At 71.4% G+C, this 21,022-nt stretch carries 14 protein-coding genes; 10 read left to right on the top strand and 4 right to left on the bottom strand.

Annotated elements, in window-relative coordinates; genetic code table 11:
- Nucleotides 1–115 precede the first annotated feature (115 nt).
- Complete coding sequence (locus H6726_10745; GenBank protein ID MCB9658115.1) at nucleotides 116–970, bottom strand: glycerophosphodiester phosphodiesterase; 855 nt, start codon at nucleotides 968–970, stop codon at nucleotides 116–118.
- Nucleotides 967–2,229 carry a hypothetical protein gene (locus tag H6726_10740; protein MCB9658114.1) on the bottom strand — a complete coding sequence of 421 codons (1,263 nt, stop codon included), beginning with the start codon at nucleotides 2,227–2,229 and terminating at the stop codon, nucleotides 967–969. Before H6726_10740 ends, H6726_10745 begins: the two co-directional genes overlap by 4 nt.
- 117 nt (nucleotides 2,230–2,346) lie before the next feature.
- Between H6726_10740 and H6726_10735 the strand changes: the two genes are divergently transcribed.
- From H6726_10735 to H6726_10720, 4 genes are read left to right on the top strand one after another with little or no spacing between them, the layout of a single operon-like run.
- Complete coding sequence (locus H6726_10735) at nucleotides 2,347–2,784, top strand: YbgC/FadM family acyl-CoA thioesterase (protein MCB9658113.1); 438 nt, start codon at nucleotides 2,347–2,349, stop codon at nucleotides 2,782–2,784.
- On the top strand, nucleotides 2,784–4,166 hold the full coding sequence (locus tag H6726_10730) for a hypothetical protein (protein ID MCB9658112.1): 1,383 nt from the start codon (nucleotides 2,784–2,786) through the stop codon (nucleotides 4,164–4,166). The genes H6726_10735 and H6726_10730 overlap by 1 nt, the downstream gene beginning before the upstream one ends.
- The gene (locus H6726_10725) at nucleotides 4,163–6,736 is read left to right on the top strand and encodes a HEAT repeat domain-containing protein (protein MCB9658111.1); all 2,574 of its coding nucleotides are present in this window, start codon (nucleotides 4,163–4,165) and stop codon (nucleotides 6,734–6,736) included. The genes H6726_10730 and H6726_10725 overlap by 4 nt, the downstream gene beginning before the upstream one ends.
- Nucleotides 6,733–7,572, top strand: a complete 840-nt coding sequence (locus H6726_10720; protein ID MCB9658110.1) for an SDR family NAD(P)-dependent oxidoreductase — start codon at nucleotides 6,733–6,735, stop codon at nucleotides 7,570–7,572. The genes H6726_10725 and H6726_10720 overlap by 4 nt, the downstream gene beginning before the upstream one ends.
- 49 nt (nucleotides 7,573–7,621) lie before the next feature.
- On the opposite strand, the gene H6726_10715 is transcribed toward H6726_10720, so the two are convergent.
- Nucleotides 7,622–7,852: a nucleotide pyrophosphohydrolase gene (locus H6726_10715; protein ID MCB9658109.1), complete on the bottom strand. Its 231-nt coding sequence runs from the start codon at nucleotides 7,850–7,852 to the stop codon at nucleotides 7,622–7,624.
- A 110-nt stretch (nucleotides 7,853–7,962) separates the two neighbouring features.
- Entirely contained in the window at nucleotides 7,963–8,787 is an 825-nt protein-coding gene (locus H6726_10710; GenBank protein MCB9658108.1) for an SDR family NAD(P)-dependent oxidoreductase, read from the bottom strand.
- A gap of 57 nt (nucleotides 8,788–8,844) precedes the next feature.
- Here H6726_10710 and H6726_10705 point away from each other — a divergent pair, with 57 nt between their 5' ends.
- The 6 genes from H6726_10705 (at nucleotide 8,845) to H6726_10680 (ending at nucleotide 21,001) form a co-directional block, all read left to right on the top strand.
- The gene (locus tag H6726_10705; protein MCB9658107.1) at nucleotides 8,845–9,390 is read left to right on the top strand and encodes a hypothetical protein; all 546 of its coding nucleotides are present in this window, start codon (nucleotides 8,845–8,847) and stop codon (nucleotides 9,388–9,390) included.
- A gap of 62 nt (nucleotides 9,391–9,452) precedes the next feature.
- Nucleotides 9,453–10,469, top strand: coding sequence for a hypothetical protein (locus H6726_10700; GenBank protein MCB9658106.1), 1,017 nt, complete (start codon nucleotides 9,453–9,455; stop codon nucleotides 10,467–10,469).
- Nucleotides 10,466–11,170, top strand: coding sequence for a hypothetical protein (locus tag H6726_10695; protein ID MCB9658105.1), 705 nt, complete (start codon nucleotides 10,466–10,468; stop codon nucleotides 11,168–11,170). The genes H6726_10700 and H6726_10695 overlap by 4 nt, the downstream gene beginning before the upstream one ends.
- Nucleotides 11,171–11,242: 72 nt before the next feature.
- Nucleotides 11,243–13,855, top strand: coding sequence for a HEAT repeat domain-containing protein (locus H6726_10690; protein MCB9658104.1), 2,613 nt, complete (start codon nucleotides 11,243–11,245; stop codon nucleotides 13,853–13,855).
- A gap of 40 nt (nucleotides 13,856–13,895) precedes the next feature.
- Nucleotides 13,896–16,316: a BamA/TamA family outer membrane protein gene (locus tag H6726_10685; protein ID MCB9658103.1), complete on the top strand. Its 2,421-nt coding sequence runs from the start codon at nucleotides 13,896–13,898 to the stop codon at nucleotides 16,314–16,316.
- Nucleotides 16,316–21,001: a translocation/assembly module TamB domain-containing protein gene (locus H6726_10680; GenBank protein ID MCB9658102.1), complete on the top strand. Its 4,686-nt coding sequence runs from the start codon at nucleotides 16,316–16,318 to the stop codon at nucleotides 20,999–21,001. Before H6726_10685 ends, H6726_10680 begins: the two co-directional genes overlap by 1 nt.
- The last annotated feature ends 21 nt before the right edge of the window (nucleotides 21,002–21,022 follow it).

Raw genomic sequence — 21,022 nt, 5'->3', positions numbered from 1 at the left:
CCCAGCGACCGCCAGCCCCAACCCGCGATCTGATCCGCGCCGCGCCCGCGAGACGCCCCCAGCGCGGACAGCCCGCGAAGGCGCGAGGGAGCGAAGCCCGCGCGCCCGACTCGGATCACCCGCCGCGGAGACCCGCGCGGACCTCGCCGAGCACCTCCAAGAGCACGTCGGGGCAGTCGGTCATCACCGCGTCCACGCCCAGGTCGTAGAGGCGGCGCATCTCGGCGGGGTCGTTGATGGTCCAGACGTGGACGTGGATGCCGTGCGCGTGGGCGGCCTCGACGAAGCGGCGGTCCACGACGCGCAGAGGTCCGTGCTGTACCGGCACCTGGAGCGCGTCGAAGTCGAAGCGTAGGAGCCGATGCACCCCGAGCCGCACGCTCAGCCAGAAGGCCACGATGCCCCGTGCCCCGGGGGACGTCACCACCCGCAGCCCGCGCGCGTCGCGGAGCGCGCGAAAGCGCCGCGTCAGGTCGTCCCGTGCCGACGCCACCAGCACGCGCTCGGCGACCCCGTGGGCCTCGATGAAGTCGAGCAGCGGCGCCACCATGTCGGGCGCGCGCTGCTTCATCTCCAGGTTGAGGCGCAGACCAGGATCCACCGCGAGTGCTTCCTCGAGGGTGGGCACGGTCACCCCTTGGCCCCGGTACGGGAAGGTGCGGCCCCCGTCCTGGGTGAAGCGGTAGCCTGCGTCCAACTCCCGCAGCTCGCTCAGCGTCAGCTCCTTGAGGAGCCCACGCCCGTTTGTCGTGCGCTCGAGCGTCGCATCGTGAAGGCACACGATGTGGCCATCGCGCGTGAGGTGCACATCCGTCTCGATGTGTGTGTACCCGAGCGCCACGGCCCCACGGAACGCGACCAGCGTGTTCTCCGGCCAGCGCTGCACGCCGCCGCGATGTGCGTAGGCGTAAGGGGACTGGCCCAGGTAGGCAGTACGTTGGCGGCGCACGGCGAGTCGGGGGTCGGTCATCGCGCGACGCAGTCTAGCGACGCGAAGCGCAGGGGCCACGTCTCGGCGGCTTCGTCACGGTCCTGGTACACGACCAGGTAACGCTGACCCTCGCGGACCACGTCCGCCGGCAGGCGTGCGGCGGGTCGATCCGCGAGCACGGTGTCTGGCGGCAGCGGGTCACCCATGGCGTTTCGCCGTCGGAGCAAGAGGCGCGTGCCTTCCTCCAGCAGGCGCGCCGGATCGCCCGCTGGGAAGGGCGCCGGCAGGGCCGCTCCAGGGGCGAGCGCGGTCGGTTCGCCGTGCATGGCGCCGGTCGCGTCGATACGCAGCAGGAGCGGCCGAGAGAACTCGAACGTCGCGACCACCCACACCTCGTCGTCGACGATGACCATGGCCTCGATGTCCGCGGCGTCCTCGAGCGCTGGGACGGGCACGCGTGCGTTGGCGGTGGCGAGCCAGACCTGACTATCCGCAGCCTCCGCGGCCCCCTCGCGCACGATGGCCGCGAAGCCACTGTCGTCGAGCGCGACCCCCAGGAGCTGCACCGCGCGGGCGTCGGCCAGCTCGACATCGGGGCTGAGTGCGTGGGGGCCGTCGAAGCGCAGGCGCGCATCCCCCGAGGCGTCGGGGTCGTGGTGGACGGGCAGCGCCAGGGGCGGGTGACGACCGTCCGTCCACACGAACAGCGCGCGGCCCCCAGCGACGCTGCGCCGCACCGCACCGCCCGCGCGCGCCGGGACGGGCAGCGGCAGCGCCACGTCGTCTTGACCGTCCGCACCCAACCACGTCGCTCGGAACGTGGCCTCGGAGCTTGCCGACCCGCCTCGGGAGAGCGTCAAGACCCGCCCGGCGAGGCCAACGGCGGCGTCGAAGCGCTCGGCGATCACCCGGCGGGTGAGCACGCCCAGGGAGGCGTCCAGCAGGAGGAGCTCGGTCTGCTCCCCCTGGCCCTCGACCAGCATCGCGTACACGGCCGGGTTCGCCCCCGCGAGCGTGAGCAGCGTCAGTCGCCGCTGGCGATCGTGCATGGGCAGCTCGGCCGAGCGCACCACGCGGCACGGCGCCACGTCCTGCGCAGGCGCACCATGCGCGTGCGTGTCTCCCACGACCCGCTCTGCGCCAGCGCCGACCGTCTGTGCGCTCGCGAGGGCGGTCCGCTCGGAGGACGCTGTGCCGACACCCGTCGGAGTTCCGAGGTTGGCGCCCTCGTAGGCGGGCGACGCGCCCTCATGGACGGGCGACGCGTCCTCGCTGCCGCTGCCGCAGCCGACGAGCAACCCGGCACACAGGGCGATGACGGCGAACGCGCATGCTCGACGCGTCGATGGCGCGTCTGGCGACGATGTGCGACGCGCGGAGATGCGATCCCCGGCGACCCCTGATATATGGGCCCGATGGCGCCCACCCCGCATGTTCACGCGGTCCAGATCTACTACGAGGACACGGATCATTCCGGGGTGGTCTACCACGCCAACTACTTGAAGTATTTCGAACGTGCGCGCGAGCACTTCCTGGGCGTGCCCGAGCTGGTGCAGCTGTGGGAGAAGGAGGGCGTGGGCTTCGTCGTATACAAGTGCGAGATGACCTTCCGCGAAGGCGCAGTGTTCGGCGACGCGCTCGAGATCCGCACGCGTGTGGAGCGCGAGTCCGACTACCGCCTGGTGTTCCACCAGGACGTGCACCGCTGCGCGGACGGCAAGCGCTTGGTCGAGGGGCAGGTGCAGCTGGTGTGCGTGAACCAGCACAAGACTCTCGTGCAGTTGCCCCTCTCGGTGCTGGCCCGACTGACCGCGGCTCAGGCCGCCGCGGGCCCCGAGCCCGAGGGCGGCTGATGGGGGCGGACGGGCCGAGCGACGGACGCGCGGGGCGGGAAGCACGCGGTGGAGCACGACGCGAGCGCAGGGCGCCGCTCGGCCGCGACCTCGAAGACCAACTGCTCTCGGCGCAACCCCTGGACGACCCGGAGGACCCCACGTCGGGGCGCAACCTCGCCATCCTGTTCGGCTGCCCTACCGTCGTGGTCCTGCTGCTCTGCCTCGGGGGTGGTCTGGCCTGGCACTTTGCCCGCGGGTTCACGGGTGACGCCGGGGACCCCGGCGCGCCGCCCACGACCCCGCTCGACCCGACCCAAGGGGGGGCCCCGATCCCGCCGCCACCTCCACCCCTCCCCGCAGGGGGTGGGGTGGGTGGTACGGGTGGCTCAGGGAGCGACCCCGCGCAGGCCGCCATGCGCCCGCGCTACCGGCCGGGTCCATACGTGACGGTGCAGGGCCTGCTGCCCAGCGGTCTGACCAACCAGCAGCGCCTGACCACGGACCAGCGCGTCGGTCGCACCGTCGAGACCCCCTGGATCGTCCCTGGCGCCGAGCTGCGCGCGGCTCCGCCCCCGGCGGCTTCGGGGCCAGGCTCGCCCGCGCTGCGCATCGAGGGCGACCTCAGCCAGCCGCTGACGGTCATCGCCGGATCTCCCTCGCAGCTCGCCGTGGTGGCGAGTCCGGGCGACGGCACGGAGGGCGGCGTGCAGGCGCTGCAGATCTCGTTCGACGGGTATCCGGGCCACTTCTGGCTCCCCGCCGTCGTGGACAGCGAGCTCGGGCACGTGCGGGTCACGGGCGTGGACGCGGCCGCCTTCCGCTTCGGGATGGACGCACCTGTGGGTCCCGGCGGCGCGCCCATCACGGACAAGCCCTTCCTGGACGTGGTCATGCGTGTGTCCTCCGTCGACGAGGCCGGGCGTGTCTCGCCACCAGCCGCGCGCACCGTGCGCGTCATGACCCTCGGCACGGGCGACGTGGAGGTGACGCTGTCCATGAACGCCGCGACCGACCTCGACCTGTACGTCGTCGAGGGGACGGGGACCATGATCTACTACGGCAACACCACGGCCCCGTCGGGCGGTCACTTGGACCTGGACGCCAACGCAGGCTGCGGCAGCCAGATGGGTGTCAACGCCGAGCACATCTTCTGGCGCACGGGCCAGGCACCGGCCGGCACCTACCAGGTGCGCGTGGCGCACTACCGCAATTGCCGCGGGAGCCAGCCGGTGGACTACACCCTCACCGTGCGCAACTGCGGCGAGACCGCCGTGTTCTCGGGGCGCTTCGAGGGGCCCGGCAGCCCGGACCACTGCACCCAGGATCCAGGCACGCGACGAGACTGGTGTCAGACGGTGGTCAACTTCGACGTCTCCCCGTGCCAGACTGCGGCTCCATGAACGAACACCACGCCTGCTGTGCTCACCGTCGTTCTGCGCTAGGCCTCGCGCGGGGCACCGGCTTCGCCTCGACCACCGCGTCCGCGCACTACGCGCCCGACGTGCGCGTGCTGCCCGAGCACCTCGACATCCACGTCGCCGTGGACGTGGATGCTCGCGCGCTGGAGGTGACGCTGGGAGTACGTGTGCGCGCGCGCGTCGCCCAGGCCACGCAGCTGGTGCTGCACGGGGTCGACCTCGTCGGTGTCCAGGCGGAAGGCGCGAGCTTGCGCTACACCGGCACGGAGCTGACCCTGGGCTTCGAGCCGCCTCTGGCGCGCGACGAGGCGCGCGAGCTCACGCTGCGCTACCGCGTCGAGTCGCCCAAGAGCGGCGTGCTGTTCTCGAGCCCCGAGCCGCATCGCCCCGACGCGCCGCGCTATGCCGTGACCGACCACGAGACCGAGCGCGCTCGCCACTGGCTGGCGTGCATCGACCTGCCCGCGGTGCGCACCACCCTGGCCTGGCACCTGCGCACCCCGGCCTCGTTCACCGCGCTCGCGAACGGGGCGCTCGTCGGTGAGGACGTCCACGAAGGCGGCGAGAAGACCACGCACTACAGGTTGGACACCCCTTGCCCGAGCTACCTGGCGTGCTTCGCGGTGGGCGAGTTCGTGCGCGCCGACGGCGAGCCCGTCGGAGACATCCCGGTCGCATCCTTCGCTGCTGCCCCGTTCGACGCCGAGACGCTCACCCGCACCTTCGGTCGCACGAGCGAGATGCTCACGTGGATGCAGGGCGTGCTGGGCCCCTACCCGTTCCCCAAGTACTTCCAGTTCGCGGCCGAGGGCATCGGCGGCGCCATGGAGAACATCTCGTTGGTGTCGTGGGACGACCGCTTCCTGCTCGACGAGGCGCTCGCCGCGGAGGAGACGCTCCTGGCGGACATCATCAACGTGCACGAGATGGCGCACTCGTGGTTCGGCGACGACGTGGTCTGCCACGACCACAGCCACGCGTGGCTCAAGGAGAGCTGGGCCACGTACATGGAGACCTGCTGGTGGGAGCACCGCTACGGGCGCGAGGCGCTCGAGTACGACCTCTACCGCTGCCAGAAGGCCTACTTCTCGGAGGTCCGCGACCGCTACGCGCGGCCGATCGTGACGCGCACCTACGACTCGTCGTTCGACCTGTTCGACATGCACCTCTACCCGGGCGGCGGCTTCCGGCTGCACATGCTGCGCCGGCTGCTCGGGGACGACGTGTTCTTCCCGGCCGTGCGCAGCTACCTGGCGCGCTTCCGCGGCAAGACCGTGGAGACGGACGACTTCCGCCGCGTGCTCGAAGAGCACTCGGGTCGGTCACTGGGGCGCTTCTTCGACCAGTGGCTGCGCTCGCCCGGGTACCCCAAGCTCGAGGTGGCGGTGCAGCACGACGACGCGACGCGTGAGACGCGCATCACCATCACACAGACGCAGCGGGACGAGGCCAAAGGCATCCCCCTGTTCGCGTTCGACCTGCCCCTCGAGATCACCACCAAGGACCGCACGTTCACAGTCACGGTCGCGGTGAGCGACGCGCGCCACGTCGTGCTGTTGCCCCTCGACGCGCCCGCCGAGCGCGTGCGGGTGGACCCGACCTGCAGCGCCTTGTTCGAGCTCGTGTGGGACCCGGGCGCGCCGGCGCTGCGCGCGCAGCTGACGCAGACCGACGACGTGCGTGGCCGCATTCTGGCGGCGCACGCGCTGGTCAAGACGGGACACCCGCGAGACACGCGTGCCGTGGTCGACGCGTTCGAGCCCGAGCCCTTCTGGGGTGTGCGCTGTGAATGGGCCGAGGCGCTGGGCGACGCACAGACCGAGACGGCCCTGGGCGGCCTGCTCGCGCTGGCCGAGACGCACCAGAACCCCCTCAGCCTGGCGTGTCTGCTGCGCCAGCTAGGGCGCTACCGCGATGCGCGCGTGGTCGCGTGCCTGAAGCGTCGGCTCGACGCGGGTCTGCCTCCACGCGCCCATGAAGCCGCCCTCGAGGCGCTGGGTGCACAGCGAGAGAACGCGCCGCGAGACCTGCTCGAAGCGCACGCGTCGCTCCGACAGCACGGCGGGTTCGCGCCCCGCGGCGCCCTGCGTGGCCTGGGCAAGACGCACCAACCCGAGGCGCGCGACGTGCTGCGCGACGCGCTGCGCCCGGGCGGCCTACACGACCTGGTGCGAGTGGCCGCCGCAGACGGCCTGGGTGAGCTGTGCCCACACCTGAGCGATGCGGCCCAGGGACCCGCCAAGGACGCCCTCGAGGACGCGCTGCGCGACCCACACCCGCGGGTGCGCAAGGCGGCCGCTGGGGCGCTGGTGGCCGCGTCGGCCAGCGAGCGGGCGGGCTCCATCGAGGCCTACGCAGCGACGCTCGCGCATCAAGACAGGGTGACGGTGCAGCGCATGCTGGGCGGCCTGAGCAAGAGCGGGCCAGACGCCAACGCAAAGGCACTGGACGCCCTGCGCGACAAGCTGCGCGCGCTCGAGGAGCGGCTCGTGGCGCTCGAGGCGCGGCGCTCGGACGGGGACGCGGGCGGCCCGGGAGGAGGTGCTCCATGAGCACCGACGTGTTCGATGGCAAGGTGGTGTTCATCACGGGCGCGGCGTCCGGCATCGGTCGGGCCCTGGCCGCGGCCTTGGCCAAGCGCTCGGCCACGCTGCTGCTCGCTGACATCGACGCGGACTTGCTGGAGCGCACGGCGTGGGCGCTGGGCGGCGAAGCCAACGACGTGCACGTCTTCCCCCTGGACGTGCGCAAGAGCTCGCAGTGGGAGCACGTCGTCGCCGAGGTGTACGGTCGCTTCGACCACGTCGACTACTTCTTCAACAACGCGGGCATCGCCGTCGCCGGCCTGGTGCGCGACACCCCCATCGAAGACTGGGAGCGGCTCTTCGACGTGAACGTGCTCGGCGTCGTGCGTGGTGTGGACGCGTTCTACCCGCGCATGCGCGACCAGGGGCACGGTCACATCATCAACACCGCGTCCATCTCGGGCCTGGTGCCCACCTCGCTCATGGCCGCGTACAGCGCCAGCAAGCACGCCGTGGTCGCGTTCAGCGAGACGCTGCGCGCCGAAGCAAAAGGCGACGGCATCGACGTCAGCGTGGTGTGCCCGGGCATCATCGACACGCCCATGGCGCACACCACGGAGCTGCGTGGCGCAGACGGCACCGACTCGGTGTTGGCCAAGCTGCCCAACCCGCCGTTCTCCGTGGAGGAGGCCGTCGAGCAGATGCTGCGGGGTGTCGAGCGCAAGCGCGGCATCATCGTCATCACGCGCGAGGCCTACGCGCTGTGGCGGCTGTACCGCGCGTCGCCCGAAGCAGTGCTCCGCGTCAACGAGAAGACCGTGCGCTTCTTGCGGCGCCTGACGGGCGCGACGGCCAGGCGCTGAGACGCGTGGCCCGAGACGCGACGCCCGCGGGCGAAGGCGGCGCAGCGCGTCAGCTGCCCGGTGGGTACTTCACGCGGATGCGGCGCAGCTTGTCGTGCACCGCGGCAGGCAGATCGGCGCCGATGCGGTCTGCCAGCATGAGCACGCACAGGGTCACGTCGGCCAGCTCGTCGAGCACGCGCTGACGCGAGTCGTCCGCGCGACAGAACGCGTCGGCCTCTTCGCCGGGCACCCAGCGCAGCTCGGCGGCCAGCTCGCCAGCTTCGGACACCAGCGCCATCACGAGGTTCTTGGGGTCGTGGTAGGGCTCCCACTCCCGCTCCGCGACGAACGCGCGCACGTCACGCAGCAGCTCGTCGAGGCGGTCGGGCTCCCGCGGCGGCGCGTCACTCACTTGGCGGTCGGGTCCACCATGCGGCCGAAGCCTGCGCGCAGGGCGGCGTAGAAGTTCTGACCGAGCGCACGCTTGGCGCGCCACAGCACCTTTCCGTCGGTCTGCGGGATGATGTAGAGCGTGCCCCGCAGCAGCTCGTCGACCGCCACCTTGGCCACCTCCTCGGCGCTCCACTTGGCCTCCGTCACCAGCTTGTCGGTCTTCTCGCCGGTGTTGCCGCCGAAGGCGCGCGCGTCCTTGTGGATGTTGGTACGCAGGAAGGTCGGGCACAGCGCGGCCACCGTCACACCCTTGGGCCCGATCTCGGCGAAGAGCGTCTCGGACAGCGCCACGACGCCCGCCTTGGTCACGTTGTAGGGGCCCATCGTGGGTGCCGCGAGCAGACCCGCCGAGCTCGCCACGTTCAGGATGAAGCCGCTCTTCTGCGCGACCATCTTGGGCCCGAAGTAGTGACAGCCCCAGATCACGCCCATGAGGTTGACGTCCACCTGGAACTGCCACTCCTCCACCGGGATGAGGCCCAGCTCGCCCACCACGGCGAGGCCCGCGTTGTTGACCAGCACGTCGGTACCGCCCCACAGCTCGGTCGCATAGGCCTCCATGGCCGCGACCTGCAGGTGGTCGCGCACGTCGACGGTCATGGCGTGCGCCTCCGCGCCGCTGCGGCGCAGCATGTCTGCCGTCTCCTCGGCCGTGCCCAGGTTGACGTCGGTCACCAGCACGCGGGCGCCACGCCCAGCCAGGTCCTGACACAAGGCCCGTCCGAGACCACTGCCACCGCCGGTGACCACTGCGCGCGCATTGTTCGGGAGTCGTTTCATGACTGCGAAGGTACCCCCGTTGCCGGCGCTTGGGGTGGACGATATGCTGAAGGCCTCATGCGCACCCACCTCCTGTCCCCGCGACGGGCGGCGACGCTGCTCGCCGTCTCCTTCGCCCTCGGCGGCTGTGTCAGCTGGGACGAGCTGCCCGCTGGTGCCACCGGCTTCCTCGTGGTGGACGAGGCGCGCGTCAGCGGTACCGTCGACGGCGAGCGGATCGTCCCAGGCAGCACCCGCGCCTCGGGGTACTGCCTGCCGGACGGATGGCGCCTCGAGCTGGACGCCACCACGGAGAGCGGCGCGGAACTCACCCACACGATCGAGGTCCTCGACCTGGACATGCAGGAGCGCACCGCTACCGTGCAGTTCGTACGCCAGGGTCCAGCGCTGCTCGTGCGCGACGCCCGCGAGGCCGGGCAGCTCAAGGTCTGGACCTGCGTCGGCGACGAGGCCGCGCCGACCTTCGAGCAGGAGGCGAGCGACGTGACGCTGGAGATGTCCACCAACGACCAGGGCGACATCGAGGTGGCGTACACCGCGACCTTCGACGGCGGAGATCAGGTGCAAGTCCAATTCGAGATGGAGATGCCGGTTGTCGACTGACAGCCCGAGTGGTCGGCGCACGGATGGGACGTAGCGCGCCAGCCACCCATGTGCTGTCGGTCGTGCTCCTGCTGCTCGCGCCCCGCGCGTCCACCGCGCTCGCCCAGACCGATGGCGCCGCGGACCTGGCAGAGCCTACCCCGGCGCGCCCGACACTGGGCGCAGAACCAACCCTCGCCCCGTCAGCGCTCCAACCCGACCGGCTGCGAGCCGACGCACCGACGGCCCAGCCCCCTGGCGACGCGGCCGACGCACCGTCCGATCTGCCACCGCCCTACGCCACGGCCCCCGACCCATACCTCTACGGGGAAGCGTCCCCCATCGCCCCTGCAGAGGGCTTGCTGGTGGAGGTCCCGCAGTATGTGCCCCCAGCCGTCGCCACCGGGAGCGACCCCGACGCTGCGCGTGCAGCTCGTCGGGAGCGACGGGAGGCGCGCTGGGCCCCTGCGCGACGCAGCGGTCACCGCGTGTCGTTGTCTCTGACGGGCTTCGGCGGCGACATCGATGGTGCCGCGTTCGCGGGCGAGTGGCGCTTCCGCGCCCAGCGCGCGTTCTTCTCGCTCCTCCGTCTCGGCCCGCTGGCTTACGGGGTCGCCGAACGCGATCACATCGGGGTCGCGGACGCGAGCGTCGTCGCCGGGTACGAAACCCGCCTGGTGGCCGCTGGCGTGGGCGTGGGCGTGACCTACCTGCGCGTGGACGAACGGACCCGCCGCGCCCAGGGGACCGCGGCCATCGCGCGCCTCCATCTGCGGGCCGGCGCCCTGGACGGCGTCCACGCGCAGCTCGACCTGGGCGGCACCGTCGTCGACCGGGAGGCGGTCGGCACCCACGGGAACCTGCGTCTACGCTTCCCCCTGAGGCGAGAGCGACAGCTCGACCTGCTGTTCGAGATCATGCCGTCGGCGTCCTGGGTCCAGATCCAGGTCGGGACGACCCTGAACCTCCCTGGCCTGCGCGACTCGCGCTGGCGCGTCCGACCCTATGGCGGCCTGGTCGAGATCATCGACGCGGTTGGCCGCGATGGGGGCGCCGCGATCGGATTCGGCGTACAGCTGATCTACCTCGAAGCACCATGACCACGCAGCCTCCTCCCAACCGCCCCAAGCTCCTCGCCCTCGTCATGAGCCTCGCGCTCCTCGTCAGCTCGTCGATCTCCAGCGTCGGCTGCGCCCATGGCGCCAGCGCGGCGCAACGCCGCGAGTGCCGCCAGCTGCGAGGGCGCGCCGTCGCGCGCGTGATCGGGATGACGCTGGGAGCCGTCGTGGTGGTAGGGGTCGTCATCGCCGCCGCCGCCACCAGCGGCAGCACCCCGAACTTCGGCGGAGGGGGGCGTCGCAGTCGCCGCAGCCAAGCGAGACGCGAGGCGCGCTGGGCCGCGTGCCGGGACACGGGCCCCGCGTCGCCGAGCGACTCCACGCCCAGCGCCGCGCCGGTCGCGGCCCCCTCGCCGACTGTGGTGGAGTTCTCGGACGTGGCGGACATCCCCATCGTCCCCGTGGAGAACGGACCCCCTTCGGTCGAAGAGCTCGACGCGGCCATCCAGCCCCACGCAGACGCTGTGCGCCTGTGCCACGGGCCGAACGCCGGCACGCTCTTCGTGGACGCGCGCCTCGACGGTGCGACCGGATCCGTCGTAGGCGTCCTGCTGCACGGGCCGGCGGCCGAGGGCGTCGCACCGAGCTGCGTCTACCACGCCCTCGACGCACTGCGGGTGCATCCCTTCGACGGGGTGGTGGACGTGCGCTGGGCAATCGACATGGCCGGCGCGGCGCACTGAGGAGGCCCGAACGGCCCGTCGGAAGAGGAAGGGAGGGTTCGTCTATGGGCGCACAACTGCTACTCTCTCGCCGTGTACGCCCCGCCACCGCGTCCCACCCCACGCCCTCGCTCGGGCTCCCTCCGCTGGCCGGGGCGGTTGTCGCTCCTGCTGCTCGTGCTCGCATCGCTGGGCTTCGAGTGGCAGGGCCGCGTCGACCACCTGGCCGAGGAGCTGCGCGTCGCGGAAGCGGGCCGCCGCCGTGACATCGTCCGGCTGCTGGCGGGCTATCCGTCGCCGCGCGCGCGGAGTGCCATCCTGGGCGCCCTGGCCGATCCAGACGCCGACGTGCGCAACGAGGCGGCCGAGGCGTGCGGACGGCTACAGCTGACCGAGGCCATCCCCGAGCTCAGCGAGTGGCTCCTGGACCCTCAGGGCGACACGCGCGCGTCGGCGGCGCGAGCCCTGGGTGCCATGAACGACGCAGGCTCCCTCCCCGCTCTGATCCGCACGCTCGGCGACACCGCTGCCGACGTCCGCATCGCTGCGATCGACGCGCTCGCGTCCATCGGCGGCACCGACGTGATCACGCCGCTGCTGGGGCGCCTCGACGACGACGACGTGACGGTGCGGATCGCGGCCGCGACGGCGCTCGGCGGTCTACGCGACGAGCGCGCCGTGGTCCCACTGATCGGGCGCGCGCGTGATGACTCGGCCGAGGTGCGCGTCGCGGTGTTCGCGGCGCTCGGATCCCTCGGAGACGTCCGCGCCCTCTCCGCGCTCGCGCTGGGCACGCGCGACACGGTCGAGGAGGCGCGACTCACGGCGACGCTCGCGCTCGGTCAGCTGCGCTCACCGCGCGCGATCGATTCGCTGAGAGGCCTGCTCGAGCAACCCGACGTGCGCCTGCGCGCCGCCGCTCTCGACGCGCTCGCGCCCATCCCGGATCCACGCGCCTCGCAGGTCATCCTCGACGCATTGGGCAGCATCCCCGGAGCGCAGACCATCGCGATGGACGCCTTGGTGCAGCGGGCGCGCTCCAACCTGGACGATGCCCTGGTGCCGGCGCTGGCGGATCGCTTGGCCACCGCGAGCCACCAACATGCGACGGCCATCGGGCGCATCTTGGCGGAGGTCGCCGAGACCCAGCCGGACGAGCGCGCCGTGCCCGCGTTGCTGGAGGCGCTCCGCACGGGCCGAGGCGCCGCCGCGCCCTTGCTGCTGGCGCTTGGGCGTCTGGGTGGGGACGTGGCGCTCGTGCCGATCCTGGAGCACGTGGGCCACGCCGACGCGGGCACGCAGAGCGCGGCGCTCGACGCGCTAGATGCCTACTTGGCGCGCTTCGGCGCGGATGGTCGCGCGGCAGACCCGCTGCTGGATGCCCTCCCCAACGCGCGGGGCGAGGCGCGCCTGCGGATCGTTCGGCTGCTGGGCAGCCTCGCCGAGCCGCGTGCCCTCCCCGCGCTGCGACCGCTGCTGTCACACTCGGACGCCGCGCTGCGCCGCGCCGTTCTGCGAGCCCTGGGCGCGTTGGGAGACCCGGGGAGCAGCGACGCCCTCTTCCCGCTGCTCGCCGACACGGACGCAGAGACCCGCTACGAGGCTGCCATCGCGCTTGGCCAGGTCATGGACGAGGCCGGCGTCGAGCGCGTCGCGACCGAGCTGATGAGCCGCGCCCCCCGCGACCGCCACGCGCTGCTGACGGCGCTGACGGACGCGCTGCGGCGGCTAGGTGCGCAGCTCGCGGACGCGCGCCGCGCCACGCTGGCGACACAGCTCGACGCGCTGGTCGACGGGCGTGATCGCGCGCTCGCGTCCCGGGCCATGCACGCGCTCCTGGCCCTCGGCCGGGTCGACGAGCCCGCTCGCGAGCGTCTGCGGGCCCACGCGCAGCGAGGTCATGGCGCGCTGCGCTACCAAGCGCTCGCGGCGCTCGGAGAGCTGGGCGGCGCGGGGTCTCTCGCGGTCCTCCGCGATGCGCTGGGAAGCGGAGATGCACGTGTCGCCGCAGCAGCAGCCTCGGCCATGGGCCGCGCGGCGACACTGCGTGACCTGGACGACGAAGACGTCACGCGCTTGGTCGATGCGACCGAGCGCCCCTTCCCCATCCCCACGGCCGTCAGCTACGTCCTCGCACGGCTCGCGACGCAGCGCGGCGCACCCGTCGCAGACCCAGAGGAAGGGCGCGACCCACTGCGCGACGCGCTGTGTGGCCTGTTGGACCGACGGGAGCCTCACCTGCGCGCCAACGTCTTGGTGGGTCTACGAGCGCTGGGCCACGAACGCTGCTCGTCGCGCCTGTCTGCCTCAGCGCTCGCCCAGCGACCTCACCAGCTCCCAGTGCGGGCCGCGGCGCTGCAGTTCGTGGCGTCTGCCGCCGTCGCGCCGGGCGCCACGCATGCGGCGATGGAGGAGTGGTCGCAGGTCCGCGCCCGCTGCCTGGCGAACGAGCTCACCGACACCCTGTTGGGGTTCTGCCGGCGCGCCACGCCGATGCCCGCGGAGGCTCGCACGCGCGACGTCCGCACGTTCGCGTTCGCGGGCGACGAGCGCACGCTGCTGGTCAATCGGTGGGTGGTCCTCCGCTTTGCTGACGGCAGCGCCTTCGCGGCGTTCACGGACCTGAACGGCTACCTCACCCTCAACGCAGCGCCCCCGGGGGACGTGCGGCTCGAGCTCCCGGAGTCCGTGCCGCTCGAGCCGTGACGGCCGAGGCCGCATGCCTTCGTGCTCCCCAGGTCGCACCGTGAACCCCCCGCGCACCGGTCCACCCCCGCTCGACGCACCGCCGCGGCGGCGCACGTCGCTCGGCCGTAGCGCGTTCACCCGGACGACGGTCTGGGCCCTCGCGTCGAGCGCCCTGTGGCTGTGGGCGGGCTGCGCCACCATCCCCCGCGACAGCTACGGCGTGCACCGGCTGCGCTTCGAGGGTGTCGAGGATCTCGACGCGAACGCCCTCGCCGCGTGCTTGGCAACACGGGAACGCAGCAGCGTGGGCATCGACTTCGGGACCGCTTCCGACCCGACGTGCGGCGAACCACCGTTCGACGGTGGAACGAACACGCTGAGGTTGTGGCGCTGGCCTTGGTCGGACTGGCCCACCTGGGACCTTTCCGTGTTCGAACGCGACCTGCGCCGCATCGAGCGTTGGTATCGCGCACGCGGGTACTACGACGCCGAGGTCGTGCACGTGGAGATCACCCCCGAGGCCGCGGCAGAGTCCGACCGCGTGGAGGGCGACGGAGACGATGCCCCGTGCGAGCGCAACGGTCGGAACCAGGGCTGCGAAGTGGAGGTCACCGTCCACGTCTCGGAAGGAGAGCCCGTCGTCACGCGCCAGGTCGTGTTGCTCGTGTCGCACGAGCAGCGCGCAAATCCTGCGAGCCCAACGCCGCCCCCGCCCCCCACCTCCGACGACCCAGACGCGCAGAGCCAGGACGAAGGCCAGACACCAGCTCCCGACGCGAGCGAGGAGAGCGCCGCCGCCGATCCCGACGCCCAGCCGGAGAGCGCCTCAGAGTTCGCGCGCGTAGCCGACGCAGGCCTCCCCCAGTCCATCGCGTCGGCGCTCACGCGCGCCATCGAGCTGGAACCCGACGCGCCCTTCGACGAGGCCATCTACGAACGCAGCAAGCGCGCGCTGAGTGACGCGCTGGCGCGTGAGGGATACGCGTGCGGCCACGTGGAGGGGCGCGTCGACATCAACCGCGACGAGCGGCTGGCCGACGTCAAGCTGTGGGTGCGCCTGGGACCCCAGTGCGTGGTCTCGAGCGTCACCGTCGAAGGCGACGACGTGCCGACCGCGACCATTCGGGGCACGGCGGACATCCGCCGTGGCGCCCCGTATTCTGAGCAGGCCATGCGGGTCGCCCAACGCGCGGTATACGGACTCGGCGCCTTCGCGGAGGTGGACGTCATCGGCAACCCGCGGCGCGACGAAGCGGGGCTCTGCACGGGTGAGGTGGACGTCACCATCCGCGTGCGCCGTGGCCGCAACTTCCGCTACGGCGTGGGCGTGGGTGTGGAGACCGGCCAGGTCGTCGACGAACAGAACACCTCCAGCAGCACCCCCCAGTGGGACGCGCACGTGCTCGCGTTCGTCGAGCACCGCGACTTCCTGGGCGGCCTGCGGCGCGTCCGACTCGAAGACCGGCCACGCCTCATCTTCCAGACACGCTCCGAGAACGGCATCCAACCGCGCTTCGGTAACGTGCTGAAGCTCGAGTTCCGACAACCCGCGTTCATCGAGTCGCGTACCACCCTCACGCTCAACAGCCACTGGGACCTCGGCCCCGACCCCAACCAGGGCTTCTTCCGCCACGATGTAGACGCTGCCGTACGCGTGAGCCGCCCCTTCTTCGGCGGCAAGTTGATCCTCAGCGGCGGCCTCCACTCCAACTTGCAGCGCACCACCGACCAGGTGCGCAGCTCGGACTACTCCGTGCTGTTCTTCGAGGAGTACGCCCAGGTCGACCTGCGCGACGACTCCCGTTCCCCGCATCAGGGCTTCTTCCTCTCGCTCGGCTTCCATCAAGCCCCGGCCTTTCTCGGCTCGTCGTGGACGTACTACCGCTTCACGCCCGAGGCCCGAGCGTACGCGCCGCTCCCGCTGAACATGGTCCTCGCCGCGCGCTTCGGGCTCGGCGTCATGCTCATCCGCTCCGCCGATCAGTCGCTCGACCAGGTGTCTGCGCTGCTCGGACCTCAGCGGTACCGCCTGCGCGGCGGTGGCCCCAGTTCGCACCGTGGCTTCGCGCCCGGCTTCCTGGGGGACCAGCAGGCGATCGGGGTGCAACCCGCGTGCGCACGCAACAACCCGCCCCCCGACACGGACTGCTCGGAGGCCAACTCGGGCGGCCTGCGGCGCTGGGAAGCCAGCATCGAGCTGCGAGCGCCCATCACGCCAGACTTCGGCGTCGTGCTGTTCGCGGACATGGGCGACGTCAACCGCGGCGACCGCTTCCGGTTCGACCAGATCCACCTCGCGGCGGGCTTCGGGCTCCGCTACCAGACCTTGGTGGGGCCCGTGCGCCTCGACATCGGGTTCCTCTCGAAGCGCGCGCAGGTGGTCGGTGGCGGGGTCAACCTGGCGCCCATCAACTACGTGAACCTCGGCTTCGTCCGCTTCCCTGGCGCCATCCACCTCACCATCGGGGAGGCGTTCTGATGGTCGCGCGGGTCTTGCGCGGCGGGCGTGATGGGCTGCTCTGGCTGCTCGTCCTCTTGCTGCTCTTGCTGCTCAGCGTGCTCTATCACCTCAACTCGCCGCTGGGGCATCGCGTGCTGGGCCGGGGGCTGACGGACTGGGTCTCGTCGCAGATCGACGGGTCGCTCGAGATCGGACGCATCGACTACGTGGGGCTGGACGAGATCGTGGTGGGCGACGTCATCCTGCGCGACCCGAGCGGCCGTCCCGTGATCCGAGGGAGCCGCATCTCGCTCGCCATCGACTACGCGGCGCTGCGAGACGGCGTGCTCCGTTTCTCGCACGCGCACCTGACCGGCGGTGAGCTCGAGCTGATCGACGATGGCGAGGGCACGCCGACATTCCTCTTGGCGTTCGAGCCGACCGACAAGAGCCCGAGCACGGGCGAGCCGTTCCACGCGATCGTCGACGATCTGCGGCTCGAAGGTGTGACGGTGTTCGGGGAGATCCTCGGGCTCTCGGGTCTGCGCATCGAGGGCACCAACGCCCATGGGCGCATGGAGTTTCACGAGACGACCGAGATCCGCGTCTACGCGCTGAGCGGCGACGTGGTGTCTCCCTTCCCTCGGCGGGGTCGCATCGAGAACCTGGTGGGCGTCATCTACGGCGACGAGCGCGGCACACAGGTGACCACGCGGGCCAGCATGGGAGACGAGCAGGTGCACGTGGCGCTGGGGTACGCCCCACCCCCTGGAGAGCCCGAGGCGACCGCGGAGCTGGACCTGCTCGTCCACGCTGAGCCCGTCAACGGGGAGACCCTGTCCGAGCTGGGGTTCGAGTGGGCGTCCATCCTGACCGGGCGTACGCAGGGGTTCGTCCGCCTCAGCGGTCCACCCGATCGGCTGGCGGTGCGCGGCACGCTCGAGACCGCGGGTGGACCCGTGTCCCTCTCCGGCGAGCTGCCGAGTGAAGGGGACGTCGAGGTGCGCATCCACACCGACGGCCTGAACCTCGGCCCGGTCCTCGCCAGCGCGCCCGAGCTCACGGTCCGTGGCGACCTGCGTCTGCGCATCCCGGCGGCTGGCCCCGAAGGCGAGACGCAACTGTCGGCAGACATCGAGCCGTTCGAGTACGAGGGCGTGCGCGTGCCTTCGGTCTCGGCCAACGCCACGCTGCTCGCGGATGGGAGCGTACGCATCGACAGGGTCGAGACTCCGTACGGCGGCGGACACGCCAGCGCGACCGGCACGGTGGACCCCGCGGGTGCGGTCCGCATGCACATCGTGGGCTACATCCCGCAGGTGGCCCGCGACCCCAACATCGCGGAGGCGGTCCCCGGCCTACGCTCTTCTCTGCGCTTCGACGTGTGGTTCGAGCGCAGCGCCGACGAGATCCCGCGTTACGACATCTCCGGGACCGCGACGCTCGCGGGAGTGCGCTACGGGTCCGTCGAGGCCGCTCGCGTCCCTCTCCGTGGACGATTGTTCGGGGACCTCGCCGCTCCTTCATTGGACGCGAACCTGGCGCCCGTGCAGTTGGTCGTGTCCGGTGTGCCACTCGGGAGCGGCAGCGTCAGCCTGGTTGGCGGACCACACCGCTACCTGAGCGTTGGTGAGCTCCGCGACGAAGGCAGGCTGATCGCCTTCGAGGTGGAGGCCGAGATGGGCGAAGGAGCGACCCACGTGGAGGCGCCCCTGCTGCGCGTCGCTGCCGGGGACGCACGGCTCGCGGGTACGGTCAGCGGCCTGGTGCTACACGACGACGGCCGCATCGACCTCGGCACGACTGCGCTGCGCAACGAGGGCGAGAGCGTCGAGGTGACTGGCTCCTACCACCCCCGCCGGAACGATGACATCCGCGTGGCGGTCGAGGGCCTCACGGTGGCGCACATCGCAGACTTCGCGGGGGTGCCCATCGACGCCTCGGGGAGCATCGACCTGAGCGTCCAGCTGGACGGTGACCTCGACCACGCGCCACACGTCTACGCCCGCGGGCGCCTGCACGACGGGCGCTGGCTGACGGTGGATCCCATCGAGATCGAGCACGCCTGGGCCGAGTACGAGCCCGGGGACATCGCCGCCGCGGCCGAGGTGCGCTTCGGTGACCGAGGGACGTTCATCGTGAAGATCAGCGGCGCTCCGGACGACGAGGAGGCCGACGTCGCCGTCGCGCTCGCGGAGAGCGCGTACTACGTGGACATCAGCACGCGTTCCATGGACCTCGCGCTGGTCGGAGACCTCTTCCCCAGCGAGACTCCGCTCCAGCTGAGCGGCGCGCTCGAGGGACACGCGCACATCGCGGGGACCGTCGACACGCCCACGGTCGACGCCTCGTTCAACGTGCCGACGTTGGGCTACGCCGACTGGCCCATCGTCAACGTCAGCGGCGACCTGCGCTACGACGAGTCCAACCTGATGATGGTGCGCACGACGGCGACCGACGCCCAGGGGCTGCTGCTCGAGCTGGAGGGCAACATGGTCCTCGCGCTAAGCAGCCTGACGGCAGAGGACAGCTCCGCGATCGAGCTGCTCTCCTACCTGCCCTGGCAGATCTCGGTGCGGGTGCCCCCTCGCACCGTCGAGGTGCTGCCCCCCTCCGTACGCGAAGGGCTCCCAGCGGGCGCCGAGCAGCTGCGGCTGGCGATCGATGGAACGCTACGCGGCGGCGGCGGCTGGCCGCTGCACGGCAACGTCTTCAGCGCGGTCGACTGGTTGGGGGACATGAGCGACGAGCTGTGCGCGGCAGACAGCAACCCGCGCGGTACGGTCTTCGTGACGCTCGACGGGGGGCGCGCCGAGGCGCTCATCGAGGGCGTGCTGGGCGAGTACCGGGTGCTCACCATGAACGCAGGCGCCGACATCGATCCGCTCGCGTGGCTCGCGTCCGGCGTCTCTTCCTGGCCCGAGATCGTGGTGGCGGGTGCCATCCGCGGCGCGGAGATGTCCTCGCTGCCGAGCGTCTGCCACTTCGTCGGCGGTCCCCTGGACGGCGACTTCGAGGCGCGCCTCTTCGGCGAGGACCCGTACGTGCGCCTGAACCTCGACGCCATCGGCGCCAGGGCGCGGACGCTGGTGCGCGGTGTCCGCCGCAGCGCCGTCGTCCTGCGCGAGACCGACCCCTCGGACGTCCACCTGGTGGTGGAGGCGACCTCCGACGCCATCTCTGGCGCTGTCGACGCGGAGTGGTGGAACGGCGGCACGACGCGTATCGAGGGTCGCGTCCCCATCACATGGGAGGGCGACCCGCAGCTGCCCGCTGTGGGGGAAGAAGCGGAGGTCGAGGCGCACGCCCTGTTCACCCACACGCCGCTCGGCGCACCACTGGCGTGGCTCAGCGACGTGGCGGGGGTGGAGGGCCTGCTCAATGGCGAGCTGAGCGCGCGCGGGGCCGCGCTCGACCCCTCGTGGTACGGCTCGTTGGCGCTCACCGATGGCCGCGTCGAGCTGCGCTCCATCGGACAGCGTCTGCGGGATGTGGAAGGAGACATGATCTTCGACGGGCGCGAGATCGAGCTGCAGCGCTTCCACGCGGCCGACGGCAACGGAGACGTGACCTTCAGCGGTCAGCTGGGCTTCGAGCGTCTCAGCCCCAGCTACATCCGCGGCCTGCGCGCTCGCGCCGATGGCTTCCCGGTGCGTCAGGAGGGGTCGGTAATGGCCACGCTGGACGGAGTAGCCGAGCTGAACGCGTGCATCTGCTCGGCAGAGCGGTCGTGCGAGCTCGACAACACGCAGCGTGAGTGCAACTCCGACACGCTCTTCGGCGAGATCGTGGTGGAGCGTCTGGACGTCGGCTTGCCGGATGACGGCGGACGCTCCTCCATCTCGCTGGCCGCACACCCGGACGTCTACGTCTATGGCGAGACGCACGAGAGCGAGAGCGAGACGGAGGTGCCGTTCGTCTGGCTCATCGACGTCGATGCCGCGAACCGCTTCTGGGTGCGCAGCGCGGCGCAGGACTTCGCCGCCCAAGTCTCCGCGCAGCTGCAGGTGTCGATGGCGGGCGACGCCTTCAAGATCCGCGGCGACGCGCGCTTGCACCGCGGCAACTTCTCCGTGTTCGGCAAGGTGTTCGACGTGGAGAGCGGCTCGATGCTGTTCCGCAACACGGAGGAGGTCGACCCGGTGGTTTCGCTCGTCGCGACGCACACGCTGCGGAACCGCCCAGGCGACACGGTGGGCGTGGAGGTCAGCGGCACGCTGAGCCGGCCCGAGGTGCGCTTCACCACCAGCATCGAGGGTGTCAGCGACCAGGGCGAGATCATCTCGCTGCTGCTGACCGGCGACACGCGCATCGACCGGGCGCTGCAGTCGGACAGCAACAACCCGCAGGGCGCCGCCGCCGAGGCCACCGACTTCCTGGCGGGCGTGGCCTTCGGTGTCGCGACGCTTGCCCTGCGCGAGCAGTTCGGCGAGATCATCCCGACCATCCGCATCGAGATGGGAGACGAGGGCTTCCGCAGCCCCATCATCCGCGCCGGCATCAACGCCGACTCGCTCATTCCCCATGCCTTGCGTGACTACGTGCGGGGTATCTACATCGAGGGCTACTTCACGGCGCGGCGTGCCGATGGAACCGAGGACTCGACCCGCCAGTCGCACGACAACGGCTTCCTCATCGAGCTCCAGTTTCCGCGCAGCATCGTCGGCCGGAGCGACTACGCTCCGCCCAACAGCTGGAGCTTGGACATCACTTGGGAGCCGTGAACGCGGCGCACACGAAGACAC

Source organism: Sandaracinaceae bacterium, assembly GCA_020633055.1.
Classification (GTDB): Bacteria; Myxococcota_A; Polyangia; order Polyangiales; family Houyiibacteriaceae; genus JADJJE01.
This window is presented reverse-complemented; position numbering and strand designations above follow the sequence as displayed.